Genomic DNA, 20,271 nt, shown 5'->3' with positions numbered 1-20,271 from the left:
TTGGAACACACGTTTTACCCCAAATCTGTGTCCAAAAAAACCGGAGGCGCCGCACGCTGAGATAGTTCCGCTGCTGCAGTCCGCTCCAGGCATCCGGCCGGTTGCGGTACTGGAAGAGATGCTTCGGCACCATCCGCATCTGTCGCGCGCGGCGTGCGCCGCACGCTGGAGCGACGCACGCCGCGTCTAGCGGGCTCTCCATGGCGCGGAACGTGAGGTCGTGTTCCCGAGATGCAAGCCTTGGGCGTCACCGTGGCCGGCGTCGCGCTGGACCATCGCATGTATCACTTTCGACTGGCCTGCTCGCGCTTTGAGCACGCTCACGTCATTCTCGGCGGCGAGAGCTATGTCGCGCTCGCCGAAGGGCTACAGACGCACTGTGGGCGCTCGGTGGTGCGCCGCTTGAGCATCGCAGCGATAGCCCGTCAGCGGCGTTTCGCAACCTCGACCATGAAGCGCGCGACGATCTGACCACGCGTTACGAAGCGCTGTGTGCTCACTACGGTATGCAGCCTACACGCAACAACCGCGGCATCGCCCACGAGAACGGCGCCATCGAGAGCCCTCACGGCCACCTCAAGAGCGCGATCAGTGACGCGCTGCTGCGCGGCAGCGCCGACTTCGCCGACTTCGCCGACCTGCGGGCTATCGCTGCTTCATCGACGAGATCGTCAGTCGCATCAACGCGCGCAATGGCAAGCGTATCGAGGCTGAAGGTCCCTTCCTGCAGTTTCTGCCTGACACGCGCACCCTCGGCGGTCGGTCAAATTCCTCCGGGTATGGTCACTTGAAACTCCCCCACCTGACGACCGTCGGCTGAGCAACTAAAGCTGCCGGGAGAGGTGTTGCAGGACGTCTATCTTCGTCTCCTTCGAAAAAGAAGGAGTTCAGGGAGTGAATTGAAATGAACGCGCTCCACCCGTAACCGCCAGAAAGGATCGTGGACCCCACAGACCAACGAAATCGATGCGCGGAGGTGCAAAATGCACCAATTCCCGATAACCGGAGGATCCAGAGATGAACTCTATGGCGGTGGGCGTTGATATTGCGAAGACGGTGTTTCAGGTGCACTACATCGATCAGGAAACTGGCGAGATCGTGAACAAACAGATCAAGCGGGCAAAGTTTCTCGAGTTCTTCGCGAACCGGGCTCCCTGTCTCGTCGGTATGGAGGCGTGTGGAGGGGCGCACCACTGGGCTCGGCAGTTCACGAAGATGGGCCATCAAGTGAAGCTGATGCCTGCCGCATTCGTCAAGGCTTTCAACATTCGCAACAAAAACGATGCGGCCGATGCGCAGGCGATCTGGCGGGCGGTGCAACAGCCCAGCAAACCGGTGGCGGTCAAAACAGAAATGCAGCAGGCTGTGCTGGCGCTGCACCGGATGCGCGAGCAGCTGGTGAAGTTTCGTACGATGCAGATCAACGCATTGCGCGGTCTGCTGACTGAATACGGCGAGGTGATGGGTAAAGGACGGACTGCGCTGGATAAGGCGATTCCTGAAGTGCTCGCCAGGGTGGCCGAACGGCTGCCGGCCGTGCTCATCGACACGATGCGCGAACAGTGGAACGGCCTGACGGCACTGGATGAGCAGATCGCCGGGATCGAACGGCGCATGCGCGAGTGGAAGAAGGACGATCCGGCTGTCAAGGCGATCAGCGAGATTCCCGGTGTTGGACTGCTGACGGCGACGGCGGCAGTCGCAATGATGGGTGATCCCAAGGCCTTCCGGTCGGGCCGAGAGTTTGCCGCATGGGCTGGACTCGTGCCGCGGCAGACGGGCTCGGGCGGCAAGATAAACCTGCATGGCATCAGCAAGATGGGCGACACCTATCTGCGCAAGTTGCTGATTCACGGCGCCCGCAGCGTGCTCACTCATGCGAAGGAACCAGGGCCGTGGATCAACCAGATCAGCAAACGCCGACCGCCGAATGTGGTGACCGTTGCGCTAGCCAACAAGATGGCACGCACGATCTGGGCGTTACTTGCCCATAACATGCCTTACCAGAAAGACCACTTGAGCGTGAAGCCGGCGTAAGCCACTGCTGTCATGGGGAAAATCAACGTTTAATGCAGTACGAGCTTCGAAGGTTGCGCAGGCAATCGTATGTGATGACACACAGGTAGGACCGTGACCCGCCAAGCCTGAAAGACGTGAAGAGCCTTGAGCTCGCGGAGTGAATGAGGCGCGGGTCAGCGGATTTCATAGTGGGCCGCAGCGTAGCAACTGCAATAAGCCCGGATATAGAGTAAGCGGCTCAGCAGGGCCGGTCCGTGATTCGCGCGCGCGTAGGGCATGATGTGAGGGCGTGGGGAGGTCCGGATAGATCACGTGAGATCGTGCCCATGATCGGCGATCGTGGACACGATCTATCTGGATCTACCCGGTCAAACGGTGGGCGTGGGCGCAGCGGCCGGATTCAGTTTGTCGGCCACGTTCCAGGGAAGCAGCTCGTCGATGCGGTTGACCTTGTGGTCCGCGATATGAGTGAGCACGTATTCGAGGTAGGCGCGCGGATTGATGCCGTTGAGCTTGCACGTACCGATCAGGCTGTACATCGCTGCCGCACGCTCACCGCCGCTGTCGGAGCCGACGAACAGGTAGTTCTTCCTGCCCAGGGCGACACAACGCAGGGCATTTTCTGCGAGCGCGTTGCTGATCTCGGCGCGTCCGTCCTCGCAATAGAACATGAGCGCCGCCCAGTGGTTCAGCGAGTAGTTGATCGCGCCCGCGAGTGCAGACTTCTTCGACAGCGTCGCAAGCTTGGCCCTGATCGTCGATTCGAACGTGGCAAGCAGAGGCTTGCTCTTATCCTGGCGCACACGCAACCGCTCATCGGGCGGCTTGCCGCGAATGTCGGCTTCGATGCTGTAAAGCTCGCCGATCATCTCGAGCAGCTTTTCGGTATCCGGAGTCGGCGTGCGTACGTGAACGTCATAGATGTACCTCCTCGCGTGATCCCAGCACGCCGCTTCGTGGACGTCGCCGCTCGCATACAGCTGATCGAAGCCGGAGTAGGCATCCGCTTGCAGGATTCCCTTGAAGTGGGCGAGGTGCGTCTGCGGATGAACACCCTTGCGGTCGGACGAGTACGAGAACCAGACTGCCGCAGGCTCCGTCGAGCCCGAGCGCCGATCGTCGCGCACATAAACCCAGAACCGACCGGTTGTCGTCTTCTGGTTGCCCGGCGTGAGGACGGGAACCGTCGTGTCGTCGCCATGGAGTTTGCCGGCAGCCAGCACGTAGCGCTGGATCGCCTCGACCAGCACCATGCACAGCTCGACGATCTGACCGATCCAGCGGCCCATGCTGGCGCGATCGAGGGTTACGCGGTCGCGGGCCGCGATCTCCGACTGGCGGTACAGAGGTTGGTGATCCGCGAACTTCGATACCGCGATATCGGCCAGCAGGCTCGGATGCGCGATGCTGCGCTCGATCGGCAGGCCGGGCATCGGCAGTTGTTCGATATGGCCACAGCCGGGGCAAAGCAATTTGCGCCGGATCGTGCGGATCACCTTGAATGCGGCGGTGACCCGCGCGAGCTGTTCAGATACGTCGTCGCCCAGCGGCTGCATGGTCGTCGCGCACCTGGAGCAGAGCGGATCAGGTTCGAGGACGATCTCCTCGCGCGGCAAGTGCGGCGGGAGCGACTCTCGCGAAGACGATTTGCTGGCCGGCGCATCCGGCGCCCTGTTTCGCTGGTTACGCGCCTCGGTAGCACCCCGACCGCCCGTCAGGTCCTCCAGTTGCGCCTCGAGCCGGTCGATCTGCTTCGCGAGTTGTTCGGACTTGCGCCCGAAGTACATTCGCCTGAGCTTGTCGATCTGCGCCTTCAGGCGCTCGATCTCGTCATCTCGTGCGACGAGTTCCTCCCGCATCTTCGCGATCGATGCCTGTTGCGCGAGCACCATGGCATGGAGCTCGGCGACGGTATCGGGAAGCGGCGCGTGATCGGGCATGCGTCGCAGTTTACGAGCCTTCGTCGCGGTTTACAACATCGACAGTGCGGCGGTGCGTCGTGGCTGTCGCCAGTCGATACCCTCGAGCAACATCGACAACTGCGCGCTCGTCAGATGGATCTTGCCGCCATCGGCCTGAGGCCAGATAAACCGGCCTCGCTCCAGGCGCTTTGCGACCAGCCAGAGCCCGTCGTCGGTCGCCCACAGAATCTTCAAAAGATCGCCGCGGCGGCCACGAAAGATGTACAGGCTGCCACCCAGTGGATTCTCCTCGAGTGCCGTTTGTACCTTCGCAGCCAGCCCCTGGAATCCGCAGCGCATGTCGGTGACGCCCGCGGCAAGCCAGATGCGCGTGCCCGCCGGCAGCGTGATCACTTCAGACATTCCTGCAGGAACATCTCGGCGCGCTCGGCCGACAGCCCACGAATCCGGACGCGGCGCTTGCCAATCTCCACTTCGATCTCGCATACCGGCGGCGGCGCCGATACGCAGTCCGCCGTCTTCGACGGCGCGCTCGCCGTTCCTGGCAACGCCCGCGGTGTCGGCATGGGCATATCAATCACATCGACGGCAAACAACTGCGCCGCGCCCACACGGGGCGGAGGCACCTCGTTCGAGTCGGGCAGCACGAGTTTGCCTTCCCGATATTGCTTGCGCCACTCGAAGACCACGTTGGCGTTCATGTCATGGCGTCGCGCCACGATCGAGACCGATGCGCCGGGCTCCAGCGTTTCCTTGATGACTTGCTGCTTGAATTCCCGGGGATATACACGATGCCCCTGCCTGGGGCGGGCATCCTTCGCTGCGCTCTCCGACATCTCGGCAAACCCTCCTGGTTCACGAATCAGCTCACATCATGAAGCTATCTCTCGCGAAGCGGGGAATGGCCCTGACGAGCCGCATACGATATAGAGCTGCAACCGATCCTGTCATGTCAGAACGCACGAGCGCTTGCTCAAACGGGGCGCGTTCATATAGAACGTCTTGAAGCCGCACCTGCAAAGCACCGTATTCACATTACTCGAGCGCAACAAGAGCCAGCGCCAGATCCAGCGGCTTACGGGCATCGACCGCAAGACGATCCGCCGCTATCAGGCGATCTTCGAGTCGGAGAAGTCCGCTTCGGCAAACTCCCCCATGGCGACCACCGGCTCTGAAGCGGCGGTCACGCAAACTCCTCCACCGCCGCGACCACCGGTTTCCGACGGTTCCAGCAAGGCCACAACGTTGAATTTCGCCCGCTCGGCAAGCGAACCGCATCGCGAATGGATCGAGCAGCAGGTCCGCCTGAGGCGCAACGCGCAGGCGATCTATCAGGATCTGGTCGATCAGTTCGCATTCACCGCGAGCTACGAGAGCGTCAAGCGTTTCGCGCGCGCCTTGCGCCACAGCCTGGTTCCCGACTGATGCAGACTGTCCGGACTACCTCGAATGGCTGCGATGGCCTTGCGGCTTCGTCTGCCCGTCCTGTGGGCATCCGGGAGGATGGCGGCTTGGGGACAACCGGTTCATGTGTACTGGATGCGGTAGCCGCATATCAGTGATGGCAGGCACCATCTTTGACCGGACACGTCCTCCCCTCACTGTTTGGTTTTCGGTCTGTTGGCATTTTGCCACCGCCAAAGGCGGGATCTCCGCGCTGAGTTTGAAGCGGACCCTGGAGATCGGCTCCTACCAGACAGTGTGGGCTATTCTTCATCGCCTGCGGTCTGTGCTGATTCGCCCCGATCGGGAGCGCCTTTGCGGGACAGTGGAGGTGGACGAAACCTACATCGGAGGCAAAGAATCCGGACTTTCGGGAGGCCGTGCCAAAGGGAAGAAGATCCTGACGTGTATCGCGATCGAAATCCTGGAGCCGAAGGGATTCGGGCGCTGTCGAATGGCGCCCGTGGCGGATGCCTCCTCAGAATCGCTTCGCTCCTTCGTCTTGGATAACGTCGAACCGGGGGCGACGGTCATCACCGATGCCTGGCAGGGTTACCGGTGCTTGGAGAAGAATGGGTACATCCATGACCGCCGTAGCCAGCGGGCCGCGACGACCCGGGGCGAGGACCCCGGAGAACTTCTGCCAGGTGTGCATCGAATAGCGTCCCTCGCAAAACGATGGCTACTGGGCACCCACCAGGGAGCGGTGGATTCTGCACACTTGCCCAGTTACCTGGACGAGTTCGTGTTCCGTTTCAACCGCCGCCGCTCACGTAGCCGAGGGATGCTGTTCTACCGGGTCATGGAGCTTGCTGTCGCCCATGGACCGGTTCGTTACCAAGACCTTGTTATGACCCAGCGCCCAAAGGCTGTGCGAAGGGACGCAACCGGGCTCAGCAGCCCAACGCGCTGAGCTTCGACGTGCGTAGTCTCATGTACCAGCTCGCTGGCGTCAATCTGACCGAGATCCATGGAATCGGGTCCTACCTGGCTGTGCGTCTGGTCGCCGAATGCGGCACCTATCTCAGCCGATGGCCAACTGCCAAACACTTCACCTCTCGGTTGACCCTGTCGCCAGGGTGCAAGATGAGCGGCGGCAAGGTCCTGTCCTCACGTACGCGCAAGACTACCAATCGCGTGGCTGCCCTTCTGCGGCTGGCTGCCGTCACGTTTGGCAAAACCAGCACGCCGCTGGGTGCGTTCTACCGCCGGCTGGCGGCTCGCGTTGGCAAGGCCAAAGCCGTCACCGCCACGGCGCGCAAGATCGCCGTGCTGTTCTACAACGACATGCGCTTCGGCATGCAATACGTTGACCCGGGAGCCGACCACTACGAACAGCGCTACAAGGAGCGTGTCATCAAGCAGTTGCATAGGCGGGCAGCCGAGTTCGGCTTCTGCCTCCAACCCACGGAAGGCGTTTCTTAGGAATCGTTCACCAATGTCAACTGCCCGATCTTCGCGTGCAGCACCTTCACGTCAATTAGCGGTACCGCCGGCGACACGTTACCCGCTTCGAACACATCGGCAACCCGCTCCTGCAGTTGCTTCTTCCAGTCCGTGTTCTGGTTCGGATGGACATCAAACTGCTGGGCCACCTCTGCCAGCGTCTTGTCGCCCTTGAGCGCTGCCAGTGCCACCTTTGCCTTGAACGCCGGCGAGTGTGTCCGTCGGTTTCGTTTCGTCATCTTCTGGTTCCTTGTCGCCGGCCATTATGACCGACTCAAGCCACAGCTTTTCCACTCAACGAACCGTCCCAATTCTTGGCGCCACCTCTGACAATTGGGAAGTCCGCCCGAACCACGGTTGACTTCCCCATTCAACCCGACCCAAACGCTCGTTATGACGTCCATTCCGCTTGCTCCCGAAGCCGGGTGCGCCTCTAGCATGTCGTGGCGCCCCCCTCTCAGGACGCGCCAGAACCTGAAAGAGTGATGCGACTCCAGCAAGCCAAACTAAGGATTTCGTACCCCTTCGCGACACTGGCACCCGGTGCTTTCCGGTCATGGCTCGCGCGCCGTCAATTCTTTGTTAACTCCCTCCGAAAAAAACGTTGCATTGTGGGTCTATCCGGCATGGTCTGACATGTTTTGCGCCGCTTTGTACCCTCGTGTCGGGCATGCCACCGTATGCTTCCATTCCCGCACCAGGGTCAGAAGCTTGAGTTGCGGTGTTTTCTTGTGGGGCGGGTTGAGAGGCTTGCTGCGTGCCTTGCGAATGCGCAACCCCAGCCATGACAAACAGCGCGCCAGCGAACGCGACGATCAGTAGTGGTTTCATGTTGGCTCCATTTTTACGTTGAGTTTTCCATTCACGCGATTCATTATTCGCGTACCCTGAGCTCGAAATCCACCTAGGATTTTCGAACGTGCGAGGACCCGCTTCGGGTCTGCGGGCCGAAATGCCCGAGGCCACGTTTACAGCTAGTTTGGGAAGATGCAGAGTGCAGTGCGCCCCGCCGGGTCGGGGGTGCGAGTTGGCGTGCGAATTGGCAATGTCAATGGACTTTGTGGTCCCCGACACAAAATAGTCGCCCCTGCAGATATGTTATAGCGCGTGGAATGACGAATCGTTCGCGAATCTTTGAGTCAGGCTTTCTGGACAACGCGGAGGAGGCTTCGGGGCAAGATTAGATCGGACGCCGACTGGTTGCGCAGCGTACCTTCCGTCACTATCGTCCGCTTTCCTCAGGCGCAGAGGGCTCATTGTTTTCATCGGGTTTTCGGTTGCTCATGTACGTGTAGTTACGCACATCGTGGCGTTCCGTCTTATTCAACAGAACCCTAGACCGAGCTTTGAGCGCCGGCGCGCATAATCCTTTGATTTATCACGGTTATGCGCGCGCGAGGGGGACGGCTACTGGGTACAACCAAGGCTGACGTTCAGAAGGCGAAAGGCCTTTTCCTGAACCGGTGTGGGCCGCGTGGACATGACGATTTTGGCGTCCGGATTCAGCGGCGTGTGGCAGATGTTGTAGGTGAGCGTCGCCAGGTCATCGAGCAGCGTACGGAAGCTATGAACCGGCAAGCCGTCCTCGCCAAGTTTGGTCGCGTCCTTGGCTTTGGCCTGGTCCGAACGTCGCGCCTTGGCCACCGGCGAAGGCCGGGCCGCACGCGCCTGCTCGACGTATTCATCGTCAAACAGCATCGGCTTTAACTTCTCGCGCATGTGCCACTCGACGTAGTAAGCGAGCATGCACAGAAAGACGTGCGCACGCACGCGCCCGGCATTCCAATGGAACACCGGGCGCACCTGCAGATCGACTGTCTTCAGCGAACGGAACGCCCGCTCCACCACCGCCAGACCCTTGTAGGCCGTTACGGCCGCCTCGGCTGACAGAGCCGCTGCCGGCAGACTCGTACGCACCACATACAGACCATCAAGTGCGGCCTCCTGCTGGATCTGTACCGTCTTGCGCTCCCAGCTAAAGCTCGAGTCGGTGATGCTCAGCTCGAAGTGCTTGGCCATCCTGTAGTGATCGATGACCCGGCCCACGCGCAAGGCAATCGCCTCGGTACCCTTGAGGCGGTTGCGGGCGCGCGTGGTCGCTTCGGCGATCTTCATCAGCTCTGCTTCGGTGGCCTGCAGCAAGGCCTCGCGCTTGCGGGTGCGCTCTTCGGCCAGCAGCGGATTGCGACACACGATAAGCCGCTCGCCGGGGAACGCCTCACTGGTGACTTCGAGCAGGTTGCGCTCATCGAACAGCGACGGCTGGAAGGGTCCCTTCTCCTGGGCGAGCGCGGCCATCTGTGGCGCGCGCAGGCTGCTCACCCAGTCCAGTCCGGCCGGGCGCAATACCGTGTCGATGCGCGCCTGCGTGAGCATGCCCCGGTCGCCCACCCAGGCAAGCTTCTCGATGCCATAGCGGTGCTTGAGCTTGTCCACCTGCGAGGCCACGGTAGCCGGATCGGCGGTGTTACCGGCGAAGACTTCGACGGCCACTGGGCAGCCCTCAGGAGTGCAAACCAGACCGAACACAATTTGCGGATCGTCGCGCTTGCCATCGCGGCTGTAGCCGTGAGCGGCGAGCTCGCAGCAGCGGCCGGTCACCCACGTGGAGGTGAGGTCATAGAGCACCAGCGTACTGCCACCCAGATGCTGCCGGGCAAGGCGCTTCTCGATGCCTTCCTGAGCCTCTCCCAGCCAGTCAAGCGCGGCATAGACCTGCTCGAGTTCGACCTCACCCAGCTTGAGCAGCCGTGACAGCGAGTGGGTCGCGGTCTCGTCGCGCAACATGCGATGGGTGGCGAGCTTGGAAGCAGGCGAGACCACCCGCGCCACCAGCAGCGCAATCACTACCGAACGTAGCGCGGCAGGCGCCGACGCAAGCCACTGCTCGGCGCCGCAGGCGCGCGCGGCGCCGAGCACCGCCGCCACGTGTCCGTGTGGCAGGCTGCGCTCGATCACGAAGGCCTCATCGGCGGACGACACCGCGACGCCGCCGCGCAGCAGGACCTTCAGTCCTTCGATGACCTCGGCGGGCAGCGAGGAGAGATTGGCGAGGGTGCGTTTTCTGACCGTGTTGCCGTCGCGATAGGACTCACGCAGCAGGATCGCGGGGGGCGAGTTACGGTTGGGGACGTGTTCGATATACATGAACACTTATTAAAGCATAATTTCGCAGAGAAGCAATACATTAATACTATTTTACATGGCTACATGATAGTCCCAAAAGATAGCCGAAACCCAGCGCTGATGGGGATTCCGGCTATTTGAAAAGTTAAAGCTCGGCCTAGACGGTGCATTACTCTGCGGGTCTCTCCTCGCGAGGCAATCCAGATGAAATCGATGGCGGAAAGAGTGACAGGCGCAGAGCAACGAGTGCATTGACCGTATCGCGCAAAAGCCGCTCCGAGCTTGCCGGGCCGGCTGCAGCATTGGCGGCGTGCTGTTCTGTGACCCGCTTGATGGCGGCATCGAGCGACCACATCAAACTTTCCTGAATCGGCCGGCGTGCACGGTGCTCGATACACCTTTCAAAATGCAGGCGCACGTCTTCCAGTACGCGATTGATGGCGCCCGGTGCATCGCCTCGAAGACGGGGGCGCAGACGACGCAGATCAAGAGCACTGAACGCGATGCGCAAGTCGCGGAAGCTATCGATGGACGGATGGTAACGATCGTCGGTCGCGGCTAGTCTCGGGATCAGTTGCATCAGGCGATCGAGCATACGGGCGGTGAGATTGCGCTGATCGTCGATTGGCCCTGTCGAGGCGCTGAACACTACATCTTCCCAGCTCGAGCGTATGAGCCGCGCCGCAGCCAGCTCGGCGCCGAATGGCCGCGTCACGCGTGTCCAGAGAAACGCGAACAACAGGCCAGCAACGCCTGCCATGTTCGTGTTCAGAAAGACAAGGAAATCAGCCTCGTAAGCGCTTTGAATGCTAATGAAATTGGCAGTATTGAACGCGGTGAGCATGGCCACCAGGCTGAAGCGCGGGCGCGCGATCTGTGTGCCGATCAACATGAACGGGCCAGCGAAGGCGATCACCAGCATGGGAAAGTCACTGATGCGCGGCAACACGGCAAACAGCCAGAAGCCTCCGACCACGAGGCTGACGCACGCGGCAATGAAGAACTTGAATACGCCCGAAGCAGGTTCGTCGAGTGCGGCGAACAACGAGCATGCAATCGCAGCTAGCGACACAGCGCTAGCGCCGTCGTGCCATCCGGAACCGATCCACAGGCTGCTCGCGGCGACGATCGCGAGCGCGGCCGTGCCGGCGGAGAACAGCAGGATGCCTCGATCGAAATAGCGTTCGGAACCGCCAAAGCGCCAATGACGAAAACGTGGTTTCCAGATGCCGCCTTCGTGCGGGATGTTCGCGCGCAATGAGCGGCAGTCCTGCCATACATCGACGAGTTGGCGCAGACGCCACAATGGATTCGATTCAAGCGCCCGCTCCCAGGTGCCGAGTGAATCGGCCGGCGGCTGAAGCTGGGCGATGCGCTGACGCAACGTGTCGGCTTCGCGGTCGAAGTATTGCGTCCCGCCTCTGGGAGCCAGCGGAGCGGCAAACCATTTGGCGACGTCGGCGAGCAGCGCCTCGAATCCGGCAGGTCGCTCCTGCCTGTCGCCGAGCAGCGCGATGAGCGGATCGGCAAGCGATGACACGATGGGCAGCAGCAATTGCATGCGACCGCTCAACGCATGACTGCGCGCGATGATGTGGGGTGGCGCATGGTCGTAAGCCAGCTGGCTCAACAGAAACTCGAGACCGTTGACGTTCAAAGCGAGACGTTGCCGACAGGCCGAGACGGCTGCGCTCGCAATCCGCCCGGAAAGCATTTCCGTTGCGTAGAAGGCGGCGTCGCGAAACCACGAGTCGGTGCGCTCAACGAGGGACGGCGCGAGACGGTTTGGAAAGATCGCCCCTCCCACTACGCTTGCGCACAGGATGCCCAGAATGATCTCTTCCGTCCGTGCGATTGCGATGTCGAAAACGGCGGTCGGATTCGTTACTGCCGGTAATGCGATGAGCGGCAGCGTATAACCGGCAAGCATGAAGACATAGCTGCGCGCGGTGCGATCGTAAAGTGCGAGGTAAAGCAGGATTCCGGTCCATAGCGCGACAATCACGCTGAAGAAATACGGGGCTTCGACGAACGGCGGGACGATGAGAATCGCGACGGCCGCACCGACGGCGGTGCCGACGACCCGATAAAGCGCTTTCGAGCGCGTGGCCCCAAGGAACGGATTGGAGACGATATACACGGTCGCCATTGCCCAGTACGGACGCGGCAACTCAAGCGCAAGCGCAAGATAGAGCGCGATCATCGCTGCAGTGAAGGTCTTCAGCGAAAACAGCCAGTCGTGCCGGGTGGGAAAGTTCATAGGCATCCGTGAGAGGCGACTTGCGCACAGCGCTTTTGCTGCCGGATCCTTCTCCACGCCTGACCGCGAGAGCCCCATGGATTTTGCCGACGCGCCTCGACTAACGGCAACGGTCGCAGCGTAATGGTTGCTTACTGACGCAGCTGGACCGAAGACGCCCGGCTGAAAGCGCGCCGGGCTTCCGGGTTGTGAGGTAAACCGTTGGCTACCGCCGGACTACTCGCAGCCGTCCCTCACCAGTTCAAATTCAGGTTTGCGAAAGCCGCTTTCCCGTCCAGCAGCCTACCACTTTGACAATCGAATAGCCCGAGTTGCCTCCGGTGCAAATCGGAGAAGCCGGTCGGTTAAGCTCGGGTTTTGACTAGCGCGAGCTAGGCTATGCGTAAGCTCATAAACATCGACAGGCTGTTCAGCAGTCGCCACTTTGACCGCGAAGTCATCGTGCGGTGTGTGACCCGGTATCTGCGTTACAAGCTCAGCTTTCGAGCCGCTTGTGCACTCGTATCTGTCACAGCTGCCCTCTACTCGTCCTACTCTCGGAATGTGGGGAGGATGCGCCGGCAGGGATGGCGTTGCAGGTTCTCTCTGGCCGAACGCGTTCGCGATCGGCCAGAGAGAACCTGCAACTACTACACTGTACTGAAAACTCTTCACGGCGCGCTCCCAATGATTGAACGGTTGCCCACACGGTGCATGATGCAACCCAGCGCCTGCTGCCCGACATCCCGGTTAGCAACGACATGTTTCACTGCCGCCCGCAGCTAGGTTAGTAGTGCGTGGCAAATTTCACAACCTGGCAAATCCGGTCCACGCTACGGGGCCGTCGACACGCCGGATCGACTCGTGCGATCACTTCGACCCGGCACGCTGTCAACGCGGGACGGCGTTTTTCACCGCGGGTGCCTGAGTGTCGGTGTTCCATCCGCCCCCGAGAGCCAGAAAAAGGTTGACCTGGTCCTGCGCAACCACGTCTTCAGCCTCCGCGACCTGCGCTTCGACGGAAGTCAACGTGCGGGAAGCGTCCAGATCCGACAGGAACGAATCGCGCCCGGCGATATAAAGCCGATGGGTTTCGGCCGCCGACCGGGCAGCCGAGGTGCGCGCACCCTCGAGAGCCTGCAGGCGCCTGAGGTCTGCGGCGTAAGTGGACAGGGTCGTGCGGGTCTCACGCAGCGCGTTCAGTACGACCCCATCGAAGCGGGCGAGCTCCGCCTGGGCGCCCGCCTGTGCTTCCTGCACGCGTTGGCGCGCGCCGTGGGCCGGAAAATTCCAGCTGATCAGCGGCCCAAAACCCCAGCGCTGGGCCGAGGGCGCACCGATATCGGCGATGGCTCCAGTTAGCCCCGCGGATGCGCCGAAGCTGACCGAAGGATAAAGTTCTCCAGTGGCAACACCGATACGCGCCGTCGCAGCAGCCAGCCGCCGTTCGGCCTCGCGTATATCGGGCCGGCGTTTCAGCAAGGCCGCGCCGTCACCCACCGGCAGACTCTGGCGAATCCGTGGTGTCCTGCCGCAGACTCGCACGGCTGCTGGCAGCGCTTCTGGCGCGATGGCCAATAACATCGCCAGCCGATATTGTGCTGCCTGCTGGCGTGCCTCAAAGCGTGGAATCTCCGCGCTCACCGTCTGGACCTGCGTTAGTGAGCGCGTGACGTCTGGCTGATTGCCCCGGCCCGCGAGCCGCAACCTTTCCGTCAGTTGCGCGCTTTGCTGCTGCAAGGCTAGCGAGTGGCGGGCAATGTTCGCGTCGTCCGCAGCCGAACAGCTTTCTATGTAGGCACGTGCGACGTCGGCGACGATCGTGATGCGCGCCACGTCCGCGGCCGCCTCGACGCTTTCGTCTTCGGCGCGCGCGGCCTCAATGCCGCGCCGCAACGTGCCAAACAGGTCGAACTGGTACGAGACGGATATCCCAAAATCGCCGATGTTCGTCACCGGCACTTTTTCCGTCAGCAGGAACGCCTGGGCCGATTCCTGCGCGCGCTGGACCGAAGCGGACGCGCTGCCGCCGAAGCCGATCGCTGCCTCCGCTTCGCTTACCTGCGCCCGCGAGCGCGCGAGATTGGCTGCGGCAACGCGCAGATCCGTATTCGAACGCAGCGCCGCAGCGATCAGATCGTTCATCACGGGATCGTCATACAGATGCCACCACGCAGCCGGCACCGGCGCGTCGGAGATTTCACCGCCATGCGCGCGACTCAGCGATGCCTGCGCGTCCGGCGTATTGACCGCGGCGCCGGCAGGCAGCCGGTAATTGGGGCCAACCGGCGCGCAGGCGGCCATGCATAGCACCCATAACGCAGACAGTGCGTGGTGGCTTTTCATCGTGCGCCGCCATGGGGTCGATCGTCGGGCTGGTCGATCGAGACGGTAGCCGTGCGGCCGGCAATCATCAGAAAGCCGGCCGGCACGTCGTCGAGCGCGATGCTGACCGGAATGCGCTGCGCGAGACGCACCCAGCTGAATGCGGGATTCACATCGGGCAACAGATTGCGGCCCTGGTCGCGGTCGCGGTCTTCAATCCCCGCCGCGATGCTGCGCACGTGACCATGCAGGACAATGGTCTCACCCATCAGCTCGATGGTGGCCTTTTGCCCGAGTCCGATGTGACGAAGCTTGGTTTCCTCAAAATAACCGTCCACGTGAAACGACGTGGTATCGACCACCGATAGTACCGGGCGCCCCGCCGTCACGAATTCACCCAGGCGTGGCGCCCGGTCATTCAGATATCCATCCGCCGGACTGACGATCACGGTACGGTCCAGGTTCAGCTGGGCCACGCCGATCGCAACATGGGCTTCATCGAGTGAAGCCTGCGCCTGCTGCATTTTTGTCAGACTTTCTTCGAGCGTCTCGTGGGCCACCAGTTCGCCAAGGTTACGGTTGCGCCCATATTCACGCCGCGCCTGGGCGAGGGTGGCGTCGCGTTGCCCGGCAGTTGCCTTCGCTTCCTGCAGCGCCAATGCGTAGCGCGCCTGATCAATGACGAACAGCACCTGCCCGTGCGTGACAGGCTCATTGTCGGTAACGGTCACGCTGGTGATCAGCCCCGACACGTCCGGCGCCACCTGCACGACGTCCGCACGAACACGGCCGTCACGCGTCCATGGTGAAAACATATAGTAGCTGACCACGTGCCATAGCACCGCTGCCGCGACCAGCACCACGATCACGGTCAGCAGGATCTGCGCGAAGGAGAACAGGGATTTCCTCATTTCCCGACCCATCGGGACGCGGATACCACCGCGCCAAGCACCATCACGTACAGGCCCAGGTCGAGCAGGGAACGGTGCCATACGAGCCGGTAAAAGCCGGTTCGGGCAAGCACCCTGCGCAGCACGATAAAGACGCACCAGGAAACGAACATCAATCCTGCCACCGCAGACACGAATACACCGACGATATCGATATCCTTGAACACGATCGCCTCCGCAGGCCGGGCGCTAGGTAGACCGTGACGCGGGCGCCGCCGCGATTACGGAGACGAAACGGGCCGGAAACAGCGACAGTTTCAGACCGACCAGGAAATGCACCGGATCACGCGAATAACGGGCGATGTCAGGCGAAGCTGCATAGGCAAACGCCGCTTCGATCCTGGGCAGCAAGGTCTCAGGAACCGGCACACGCCTACGGGCCTGCACACAGTTCACAAAGTGGGCGTGCAGGCCATCGAGCACGTCCTCGACGAGCTGCATGCCGTCGGCGCGCATGCGGCCGAGATGCACGCGCAGATCGAGTGCATTGAGGCCGGCTCGCAGTTCGCGAAAGCTATCCACCGAAGGGCGTTGATTGTCTTCCGCGGCCGCAACACGCGGCTGCAACTGCATGGTCCGGTCGAGCATCCTTGAAGCGAGTTCCCGAGGGTGCAAATCCGCGGCGGGGGAGGCTGCCGCCGCCACATCCGACCAGCCTGAAACGGTCAGGCGTCTCACTGACATCTCTGCGCCGAACGGACGCGTCACACGCATCCACTGATACGCCAGGAAAAGACCTATCGGCCCGGCAATATTGCCGTTCATGAAGGTCAGAAAGTTGGCGTCGTACGCATCCTGAAGGCTCACGAACGAAGCGACATTGATCGCAATGGTCATGGCTGCCGCATTGAACCGCGGCTGCGCCATCAACGTGCCGGCGCTGACAAACGGGATGGCCAGCAGCAGGATCAGCATCGGGAAATCATGCACGAGCGGCAGGATCGCGAACAGATAGACACCGGCAATCACGACGCTCACCGAGGTCCAGGCAAACATGCCGAAGACCTTCGGCGCAGGCTCATCCAGCGAAGCAAAGAGACTGCATGCAACCGCAACCATCGACACCATCCCCGCCCCATTCTCCCAGCCGGACAGGATCCACAGCGCACAGGCAAAGAAGATGGCGACCACCGCAGACCCCGCCTGAAAGACCATGAGGCCGCGATCGAAATAGGGCGTTGAACCGCCCAGGCGCCAGTGCAAGAAACGCGGCTGCCACGCCGGCGCATCAGGATTAGCCCACGTCTGTCGCAGCGTGCAGCAGTCCTGCCACAAGTCGATCAACTGCCGCAGACGCCAGAGGATGACCGACTGCAATGCCCGGGGCCATTGCGCAAGCGAATCGACCGACGGCTCGAGCCGGACCAGTTCCAGGCGCAGTTCGTCCGCTGTCGCGGCGGAGAGTCCGTCTTCCCACGTCCCAATCCATGCGCCAGTCCGCGCGATCAGCGCATCGAGGTCTGGACTCCACGCTTGCGGCAAGCCACGTAACGCGAGAATCGGATCGACCAGTGCGGAACTGACGGGCAACAGCACGGCCATTCTCCCCCGCAAGGCCCGGGCGTTTCCCAGCACGCCAGGTGAGACGTCGTCGTAGGTGAGCTGGCTCAGTGTCACCTCGAGGCTGTTGACCGTTGCGGCCAGCCGTTGCCTTCGATCGGACACGTCTTTGCCGGCGGGCTGACCCATCAGATAGGCGCGCGCTGCAGCAGCCGCATCCCGGAACCACCCGGTGGTGTTTTCCGCGAGCACCGGCGCAATCCTGCTCGGAAATAGCGCCCCGCTAAACACACTGGCGCACAGGATGCCCAGCAGGATTTCTTCGCTGCGTGCGACCGCCACATCGAAAATGCGCTCGGGCGTCGCGATGGTGGGAAGCGCAATCAGCGGCAGCGAGTAGCCCGCCAGCAGAAAGACGTAGGCCCGGGCGGTGCGATCGGATATACCGAGAAACAGCAGTGTGCCGGTCCAGATAGACGCGATCAGGCTGAAGAGCACGGGGGTCTGCACGAATGGCGGCACGAACGCCACCGCCGCGGCGGCGCCCAGTAAAGTGCCTGCGGCGCGGTACAGCGCTTTCGAGCGGGTCGCCCCCAGCAGCGGACTCGAGACGATATAGACGCTGGACATCGCCCAGTACGGGCGAGGCAACGCAAAGAAGAATGCGAGGTACAGCGCGACGGTCGCAGCACCGAAGGTCTTCAAGGAAAACAGCCAGTCGCGACCCGATGGCCAGTTCATCTGACATCACCCCGCTTCGCCAGACCCACGTCCCATTCCAGCAGCCGCCTCCAGTACGCGCATCGCCGCTTCCAGCTCCGCCCGGGTGCAACCGATGAAAATGTCGGCTTCCAGTGCAACCAGCGCGTTCCTCGCGGCCTTAGCCGCCTCGGCACCCTTGCGGGTCAGAGATAGAACTTTCGCCCGATGGTCGGCTTTATCAGACGTCCGGTCGACCAGTCCCGCGGCGGACAGCTGGTCAAGCGTACGAACGAGCGCTGACGTGCCGAGCCCGAGATGTTCGGCCACCGTGACCTGATAGATACCGTCGCCCAGACGGGCGATCATCAGTAGCGGCGCAGCGGTTGCACTCGACAGTCCGTAGGCTTTAAGTATTGCGTCACTAATCCGGCGCAAGTTCACAGCCGCCGGGACCAGCATGCCGCAAACCGTGAAACGCAGTTCGTTCAGACTCGTCATGATCCGTACCCACCCCTTTCGTGAACAGGACAGTTTTAAGTCTTGCGGCCAGACTTGCGTAAAGACGGCGATTCTGATTGGTAGAACTCTACGTCTGGTAGCAGGTTAAGCATTCAGGACTGTAGTCGCCACGTGTGACAGCGTAGAAGCTGACCGCAAGACCAAGCAGCACCGCAATCTGGTTCGCCGTCGACGAAGGTATCGCTTTCTCGAGGTCGCCAACAGTGGGCCGCGCATCAATAATGCCGGCTCCGGCAGGCCAGCGGAACAGGCCGTACAGTCGCCCAGCGCAAATATGTTGTCGTCCAGCGTCGTCTGGAGAGTCGGGCGGACCACAAGCTGGTTGATATGCTTTGCCTCAAGACCGTCGAACTTCCCGAGAAGCGAGGGCGCGCGGATTCCTGCTGCCCATACCTTGAGGCTGACGCGAATCAGGCCGCCATCCGCAGTCCTGAGAACGTCGGCGGTGACCTCAACCACCCGTGCCGAGAGCAGTACGGTTACACCCAGCTCTTCCAGCCTTTGCTGCACCGGCGTGCTGATGCGCTCGGGCAGCGCCGGCAGAACCTTCGGGTTGCCCTCCACCAGCGTGATCTGCATGTCCTGAGGCCGGTTGCCGTTCAATCCGTAAGCGGCAAGCTCGTGCGCGGCATTGTGCAACTCCGCCGCCAGCTCCACGCCGGTGGCACCCGCACCGACAATGGCCACACTGATCCCGCCCTGCTCATTGGGACGCGCATGCGCACTCAGGTAATGGTCGAGTAACCGACGGTGGAAGCGCCGGGCCTGATCGGGTGTATCGAGGAATATGCAATGCTGCGCTGCGCCTGGCGTAGCGAAATCATTCGTCCACCTCCCCACCGCGATCACCAGGCTGTCGTAACCAAGCGATCTTGCGGGCACCAGCTCGGCGCCGTCCTCCCCCGACGTTGCCGAAATCTGGATCAGCCGCTGTGCGCGGTCGAGCCCGCACAGCCTTCCGATCTGGAATTCGAAGTGATTCCATTTCGCCTGCGCAATGTAGTTGAGTTCGTTTGCAGCCGCATCAAGCGAGCCTGCCGCCACTTCGTGCAGCAGAGGCTTCCAGATGTGCGTCAGATGTGCGTCGACGAGCGTGATCTGCGCCTGACCGCGTCGGCCCAGTGTGCGCCCAAGGCGCGTGAGCAGTTCCAGCCCGCCTGCTCCGCCGCCCACGATAACAATACGGTGCAACGCCATGAGCGCCCCGAGTCAGTCAGCCTGTTCATTTGCCCGACGCGCCCCAATGACCCCGCGTCATCCACCTTCCGATGCGACCTGAAGCAGGCGCTAGTTTCCCTTCATTTTCACCGTAAGGTCGTTCCTCACACCCGTCACCCCGGGCACGCCAGCAGCGACCTGCGCCGCCCTGTCAATCTGATCCGACGACGGGACGGTGCCGGTCAGGGCAACCCGGCCATGCTTGACCAGCACGACAAAGCCGGACATGTCCAGTCCTTTGGTGTGCGCAAGGGCACGGCGCACCTTCTTTGCCAACTGACGGTCATCGGCTTTCGACGGCATCGCATGCGGCGACGAAGCCATCGGCATCGCTGCCGCCTGGCCGGACATGCCGGGGGCAGGCTCACTGGTCTGCGCATGAACCGGGGACATCGCCATCACGACAAGAACGCCGCCCACCACCCTGAGTACATTCGACTGTTTCATTGCAGTTCTCCTTGGTAGGACATCAACCAGTACGTATCGCAGGTCCGCGTCAGTCACAGGCATTCACGCCTTCCGCGCCGCTTCCTTCCTGCTCCCCGGCACCACACCTATCGTCATATATTTTGACCGTCGCGCGGGAGTCTCGTATCCCCGCTGCCATGGCCCCTCTGTTTCAATCCGGTCTGCTCAGTGTGTTTTAAATCCCGCCGCAGCCATGCCCAGACGGATGATTTCGACCACTACGCCGAGCGACAGTACGCTCGCCAGCCAGATGCCGCCCAGCCATGCCAGACGCTTCAATAGAGGCTGCGCATTTTTCCTCTCACTCACCGCGGATGTCTCCTGCAACATACTAGCCCTCAGTGATAGCCTTCACCGACTTTCACCTTGCCTCGAAAGACGTGACGGCATCCCT

15 protein-coding genes and 5 pseudogenes are annotated in these 20,271 nt (G+C 61.7%); 6 read left to right on the top strand and 14 right to left on the bottom strand.

What is annotated here, in order from left to right; translation table 11 throughout:
• Window positions 1–58: 58 nt before the first annotated feature.
• Both BLW71_RS38480 and BLW71_RS38475 read left to right on the top strand, forming a co-directional pair.
• Window positions 59–751: pseudogene (locus tag BLW71_RS38480) on the top strand (IS21 family transposase); the annotation flags it as partial.
• A gap of 266 nt (window positions 752–1,017) precedes the next feature.
• Window positions 1,018–2,037, top strand: a complete 1,020-nt coding sequence (locus tag BLW71_RS38475; RefSeq protein WP_091809765.1) for an IS110 family RNA-guided transposase — start codon at window positions 1,018–1,020, stop codon at window positions 2,035–2,037.
• 350 nt (window positions 2,038–2,387) lie between these two features.
• Here the strand turns inward: BLW71_RS38475 and tnpC are convergent, their stop codons facing one another.
• Genes tnpC through BLW71_RS42600 form a run of 3 tightly spaced genes read right to left on the bottom strand, consistent with a single transcriptional unit; the run spans window position 2,388 to window position 4,777 of the window.
• A complete protein-coding gene (gene tnpC, locus BLW71_RS38470; protein ID WP_091808530.1) occupies window positions 2,388–3,959 on the bottom strand; it encodes an IS66 family transposase in 1,572 nt (523 codons plus the stop codon).
• A gap of 30 nt (window positions 3,960–3,989) precedes the next feature.
• On the bottom strand, window positions 3,990–4,343 hold the full coding sequence (gene tnpB, locus BLW71_RS38465; protein WP_353615908.1) for an IS66 family insertion sequence element accessory protein TnpB: 354 nt from the start codon (window positions 4,341–4,343) through the stop codon (window positions 3,990–3,992).
• The gene (locus BLW71_RS42600; protein WP_286162208.1) at window positions 4,331–4,777 is read right to left on the bottom strand and encodes a transposase; all 447 of its coding nucleotides are present in this window, start codon (window positions 4,775–4,777) and stop codon (window positions 4,331–4,333) included. The genes tnpB and BLW71_RS42600 overlap by 13 nt, the downstream gene beginning before the upstream one ends.
• A gap of 166 nt (window positions 4,778–4,943) precedes the next feature.
• Between BLW71_RS42600 and BLW71_RS38455 the strand changes: the two are divergent.
• From BLW71_RS38455 to BLW71_RS38445, 3 genes and pseudogenes are all read left to right on the top strand, one after another.
• A pseudogene (locus BLW71_RS38455) lies at window positions 4,944–5,351 on the top strand (IS21 family transposase); the annotation flags it as partial.
• A 4-nt stretch (window positions 5,352–5,355) separates the two neighbouring features.
• A pseudogene (locus BLW71_RS38450) lies at window positions 5,356–6,297 on the top strand (IS1595 family transposase); the annotation flags it as partial.
• Window positions 6,298–6,317: 20 nt separating this feature from the next.
• Window positions 6,318–6,809: a transposase gene (locus tag BLW71_RS38445; protein WP_218157159.1), complete on the top strand. Its 492-nt coding sequence runs from the start codon at window positions 6,318–6,320 to the stop codon at window positions 6,807–6,809.
• Window positions 6,810–6,811: 2 nt separating this feature from the next.
• On the opposite strand, the pseudogene BLW71_RS38440 reads toward BLW71_RS38445, so the two are convergent.
• The 3 genes and pseudogenes from BLW71_RS38440 to BLW71_RS38425 form a co-directional block, all read right to left on the bottom strand.
• Window positions 6,812–7,069 (bottom strand): annotated as a pseudogene (locus BLW71_RS38440) (transposase); the annotation flags it as partial.
• A 1,168-nt stretch (window positions 7,070–8,237) separates the two neighbouring features.
• Window positions 8,238–9,977, bottom strand: a complete 1,740-nt coding sequence (locus tag BLW71_RS38430; RefSeq protein WP_091809757.1) for an IS1634 family transposase — start codon at window positions 9,975–9,977, stop codon at window positions 8,238–8,240.
• A gap of 148 nt (window positions 9,978–10,125) precedes the next feature.
• A complete protein-coding gene (locus BLW71_RS38425) occupies window positions 10,126–12,216 on the bottom strand; it encodes an FUSC family protein (protein ID WP_091809755.1) in 2,091 nt (696 codons plus the stop codon).
• Window positions 12,217–12,594: 378 nt separating this feature from the next.
• On the opposite strand from BLW71_RS38425, the pseudogene BLW71_RS43045 reads away from it, so the two are divergent.
• Window positions 12,595–12,702, top strand: a pseudogene (locus BLW71_RS43045) (IS6 family transposase); the annotation flags it as partial.
• A gap of 384 nt (window positions 12,703–13,086) precedes the next feature.
• Here the strand turns inward: BLW71_RS43045 and BLW71_RS38415 are convergent.
• From BLW71_RS38415 to BLW71_RS38380, 8 genes are all read right to left on the bottom strand, one after another.
• Window positions 13,087–14,541, bottom strand: a complete 1,455-nt coding sequence (locus BLW71_RS38415) for an efflux transporter outer membrane subunit (protein ID WP_091809750.1) — start codon at window positions 14,539–14,541, stop codon at window positions 13,087–13,089.
• Window positions 14,538–15,431 carry an efflux RND transporter periplasmic adaptor subunit gene (locus BLW71_RS38410; RefSeq protein WP_091809748.1) on the bottom strand — a complete coding sequence of 298 codons (894 nt, stop codon included), beginning with the start codon at window positions 15,429–15,431 and terminating at the stop codon, window positions 14,538–14,540. The genes BLW71_RS38415 and BLW71_RS38410 overlap by 4 nt, the downstream gene beginning before the upstream one ends.
• Window positions 15,428–15,637 (bottom strand): DUF1656 domain-containing protein, encoded by a 210-nt coding sequence (locus BLW71_RS38405; protein WP_091809745.1) that lies wholly within the window; start codon window positions 15,635–15,637, stop codon window positions 15,428–15,430. Before BLW71_RS38405 ends, BLW71_RS38410 begins: the two co-directional genes overlap by 4 nt.
• Window positions 15,638–15,659: 22 nt before the next feature.
• On the bottom strand, window positions 15,660–17,711 hold the full coding sequence (locus BLW71_RS38400) for an FUSC family protein (protein ID WP_091809743.1): 2,052 nt from the start codon (window positions 17,709–17,711) through the stop codon (window positions 15,660–15,662).
• Between the two features lie 6 nt (window positions 17,712–17,717).
• A complete protein-coding gene (locus BLW71_RS38395) occupies window positions 17,718–18,170 on the bottom strand; it encodes a MarR family winged helix-turn-helix transcriptional regulator (protein ID WP_091809742.1) in 453 nt (150 codons plus the stop codon).
• Window positions 18,171–18,275: 105 nt separating this feature from the next.
• Window positions 18,276–19,388 carry an NAD(P)/FAD-dependent oxidoreductase gene (locus BLW71_RS38390; RefSeq protein WP_091809741.1) on the bottom strand — a complete coding sequence of 371 codons (1,113 nt, stop codon included), beginning with the start codon at window positions 19,386–19,388 and terminating at the stop codon, window positions 18,276–18,278.
• A 90-nt stretch (window positions 19,389–19,478) separates the two neighbouring features.
• The gene (locus BLW71_RS38385; protein ID WP_177205232.1) at window positions 19,479–19,856 is read right to left on the bottom strand and encodes a BON domain-containing protein; all 378 of its coding nucleotides are present in this window, start codon (window positions 19,854–19,856) and stop codon (window positions 19,479–19,481) included.
• 186 nt (window positions 19,857–20,042) lie between these two features.
• Entirely contained in the window at window positions 20,043–20,186 is a 144-nt protein-coding gene (locus tag BLW71_RS38380; RefSeq protein ID WP_286162262.1) for a DUF2474 domain-containing protein, read from the bottom strand.
• Window positions 20,187–20,271: the final 85 nt, after the last annotated feature.

The organism is Burkholderia sp. WP9, assembly GCF_900104795.1.
In the GTDB taxonomy this organism is placed as follows: domain Bacteria; phylum Pseudomonadota; class Gammaproteobacteria; order Burkholderiales; family Burkholderiaceae; genus Paraburkholderia.
Note: the sequence above shows the minus strand (reverse complement) of the source record. Positions and strands in the feature narration are given on the sequence as shown.

Bases quoted from the DNA above. Each gene is read 5' to 3' on its own strand.
- BLW71_RS38445 (WP_218157159.1), top strand. From the start codon at position 6,318: ATGTACCAGCTCGCTGGCGTCAATCTGACCGAGATCCATGGAATCGGG.
- BLW71_RS38390 (WP_091809741.1), bottom strand. From the start codon at position 19,388: ATGGCGTTGCACCGTATTGTTATCGTGGGCGGCGGAGCAGGCGGGCTG.
- tnpC (WP_091808530.1), bottom strand. From the start codon at position 3,959: ATGCCCGATCACGCGCCGCTTCCCGATACCGTCGCCGAGCTCCATGCC.
- BLW71_RS42600 (WP_286162208.1), bottom strand. From the start codon at position 4,777: ATGTCGGAGAGCGCAGCGAAGGATGCCCGCCCCAGGCAGGGGCATCGT.
- BLW71_RS38415 (WP_091809750.1), bottom strand. From the start codon at position 14,541: ATGAAAAGCCACCACGCACTGTCTGCGTTATGGGTGCTATGCATGGCC.
- BLW71_RS38385 (WP_177205232.1), bottom strand. From the start codon at position 19,856: ATGAAACAGTCGAATGTACTCAGGGTGGTGGGCGGCGTTCTTGTCGTG.
- BLW71_RS38425 (WP_091809755.1), bottom strand. From the start codon at position 12,216: ATGAACTTTCCCACCCGGCACGACTGGCTGTTTTCGCTGAAGACCTTC.
- BLW71_RS38410 (WP_091809748.1), bottom strand. From the start codon at position 15,431: ATGAGGAAATCCCTGTTCTCCTTCGCGCAGATCCTGCTGACCGTGATC.
- BLW71_RS38400 (WP_091809743.1), bottom strand. From the start codon at position 17,711: ATGAACTGGCCATCGGGTCGCGACTGGCTGTTTTCCTTGAAGACCTTC.
- tnpB (WP_353615908.1), bottom strand. From the start codon at position 4,343: ATGTCTGAAGTGATCACGCTGCCGGCGGGCACGCGCATCTGGCTTGCC.
- BLW71_RS38475 (WP_091809765.1), top strand. From the start codon at position 1,018: ATGAACTCTATGGCGGTGGGCGTTGATATTGCGAAGACGGTGTTTCAG.
- BLW71_RS38430 (WP_091809757.1), bottom strand. From the start codon at position 9,977: ATGTATATCGAACACGTCCCCAACCGTAACTCGCCCCCCGCGATCCTG.
- BLW71_RS38395 (WP_091809742.1), bottom strand. From the start codon at position 18,170: ATGACGAGTCTGAACGAACTGCGTTTCACGGTTTGCGGCATGCTGGTC.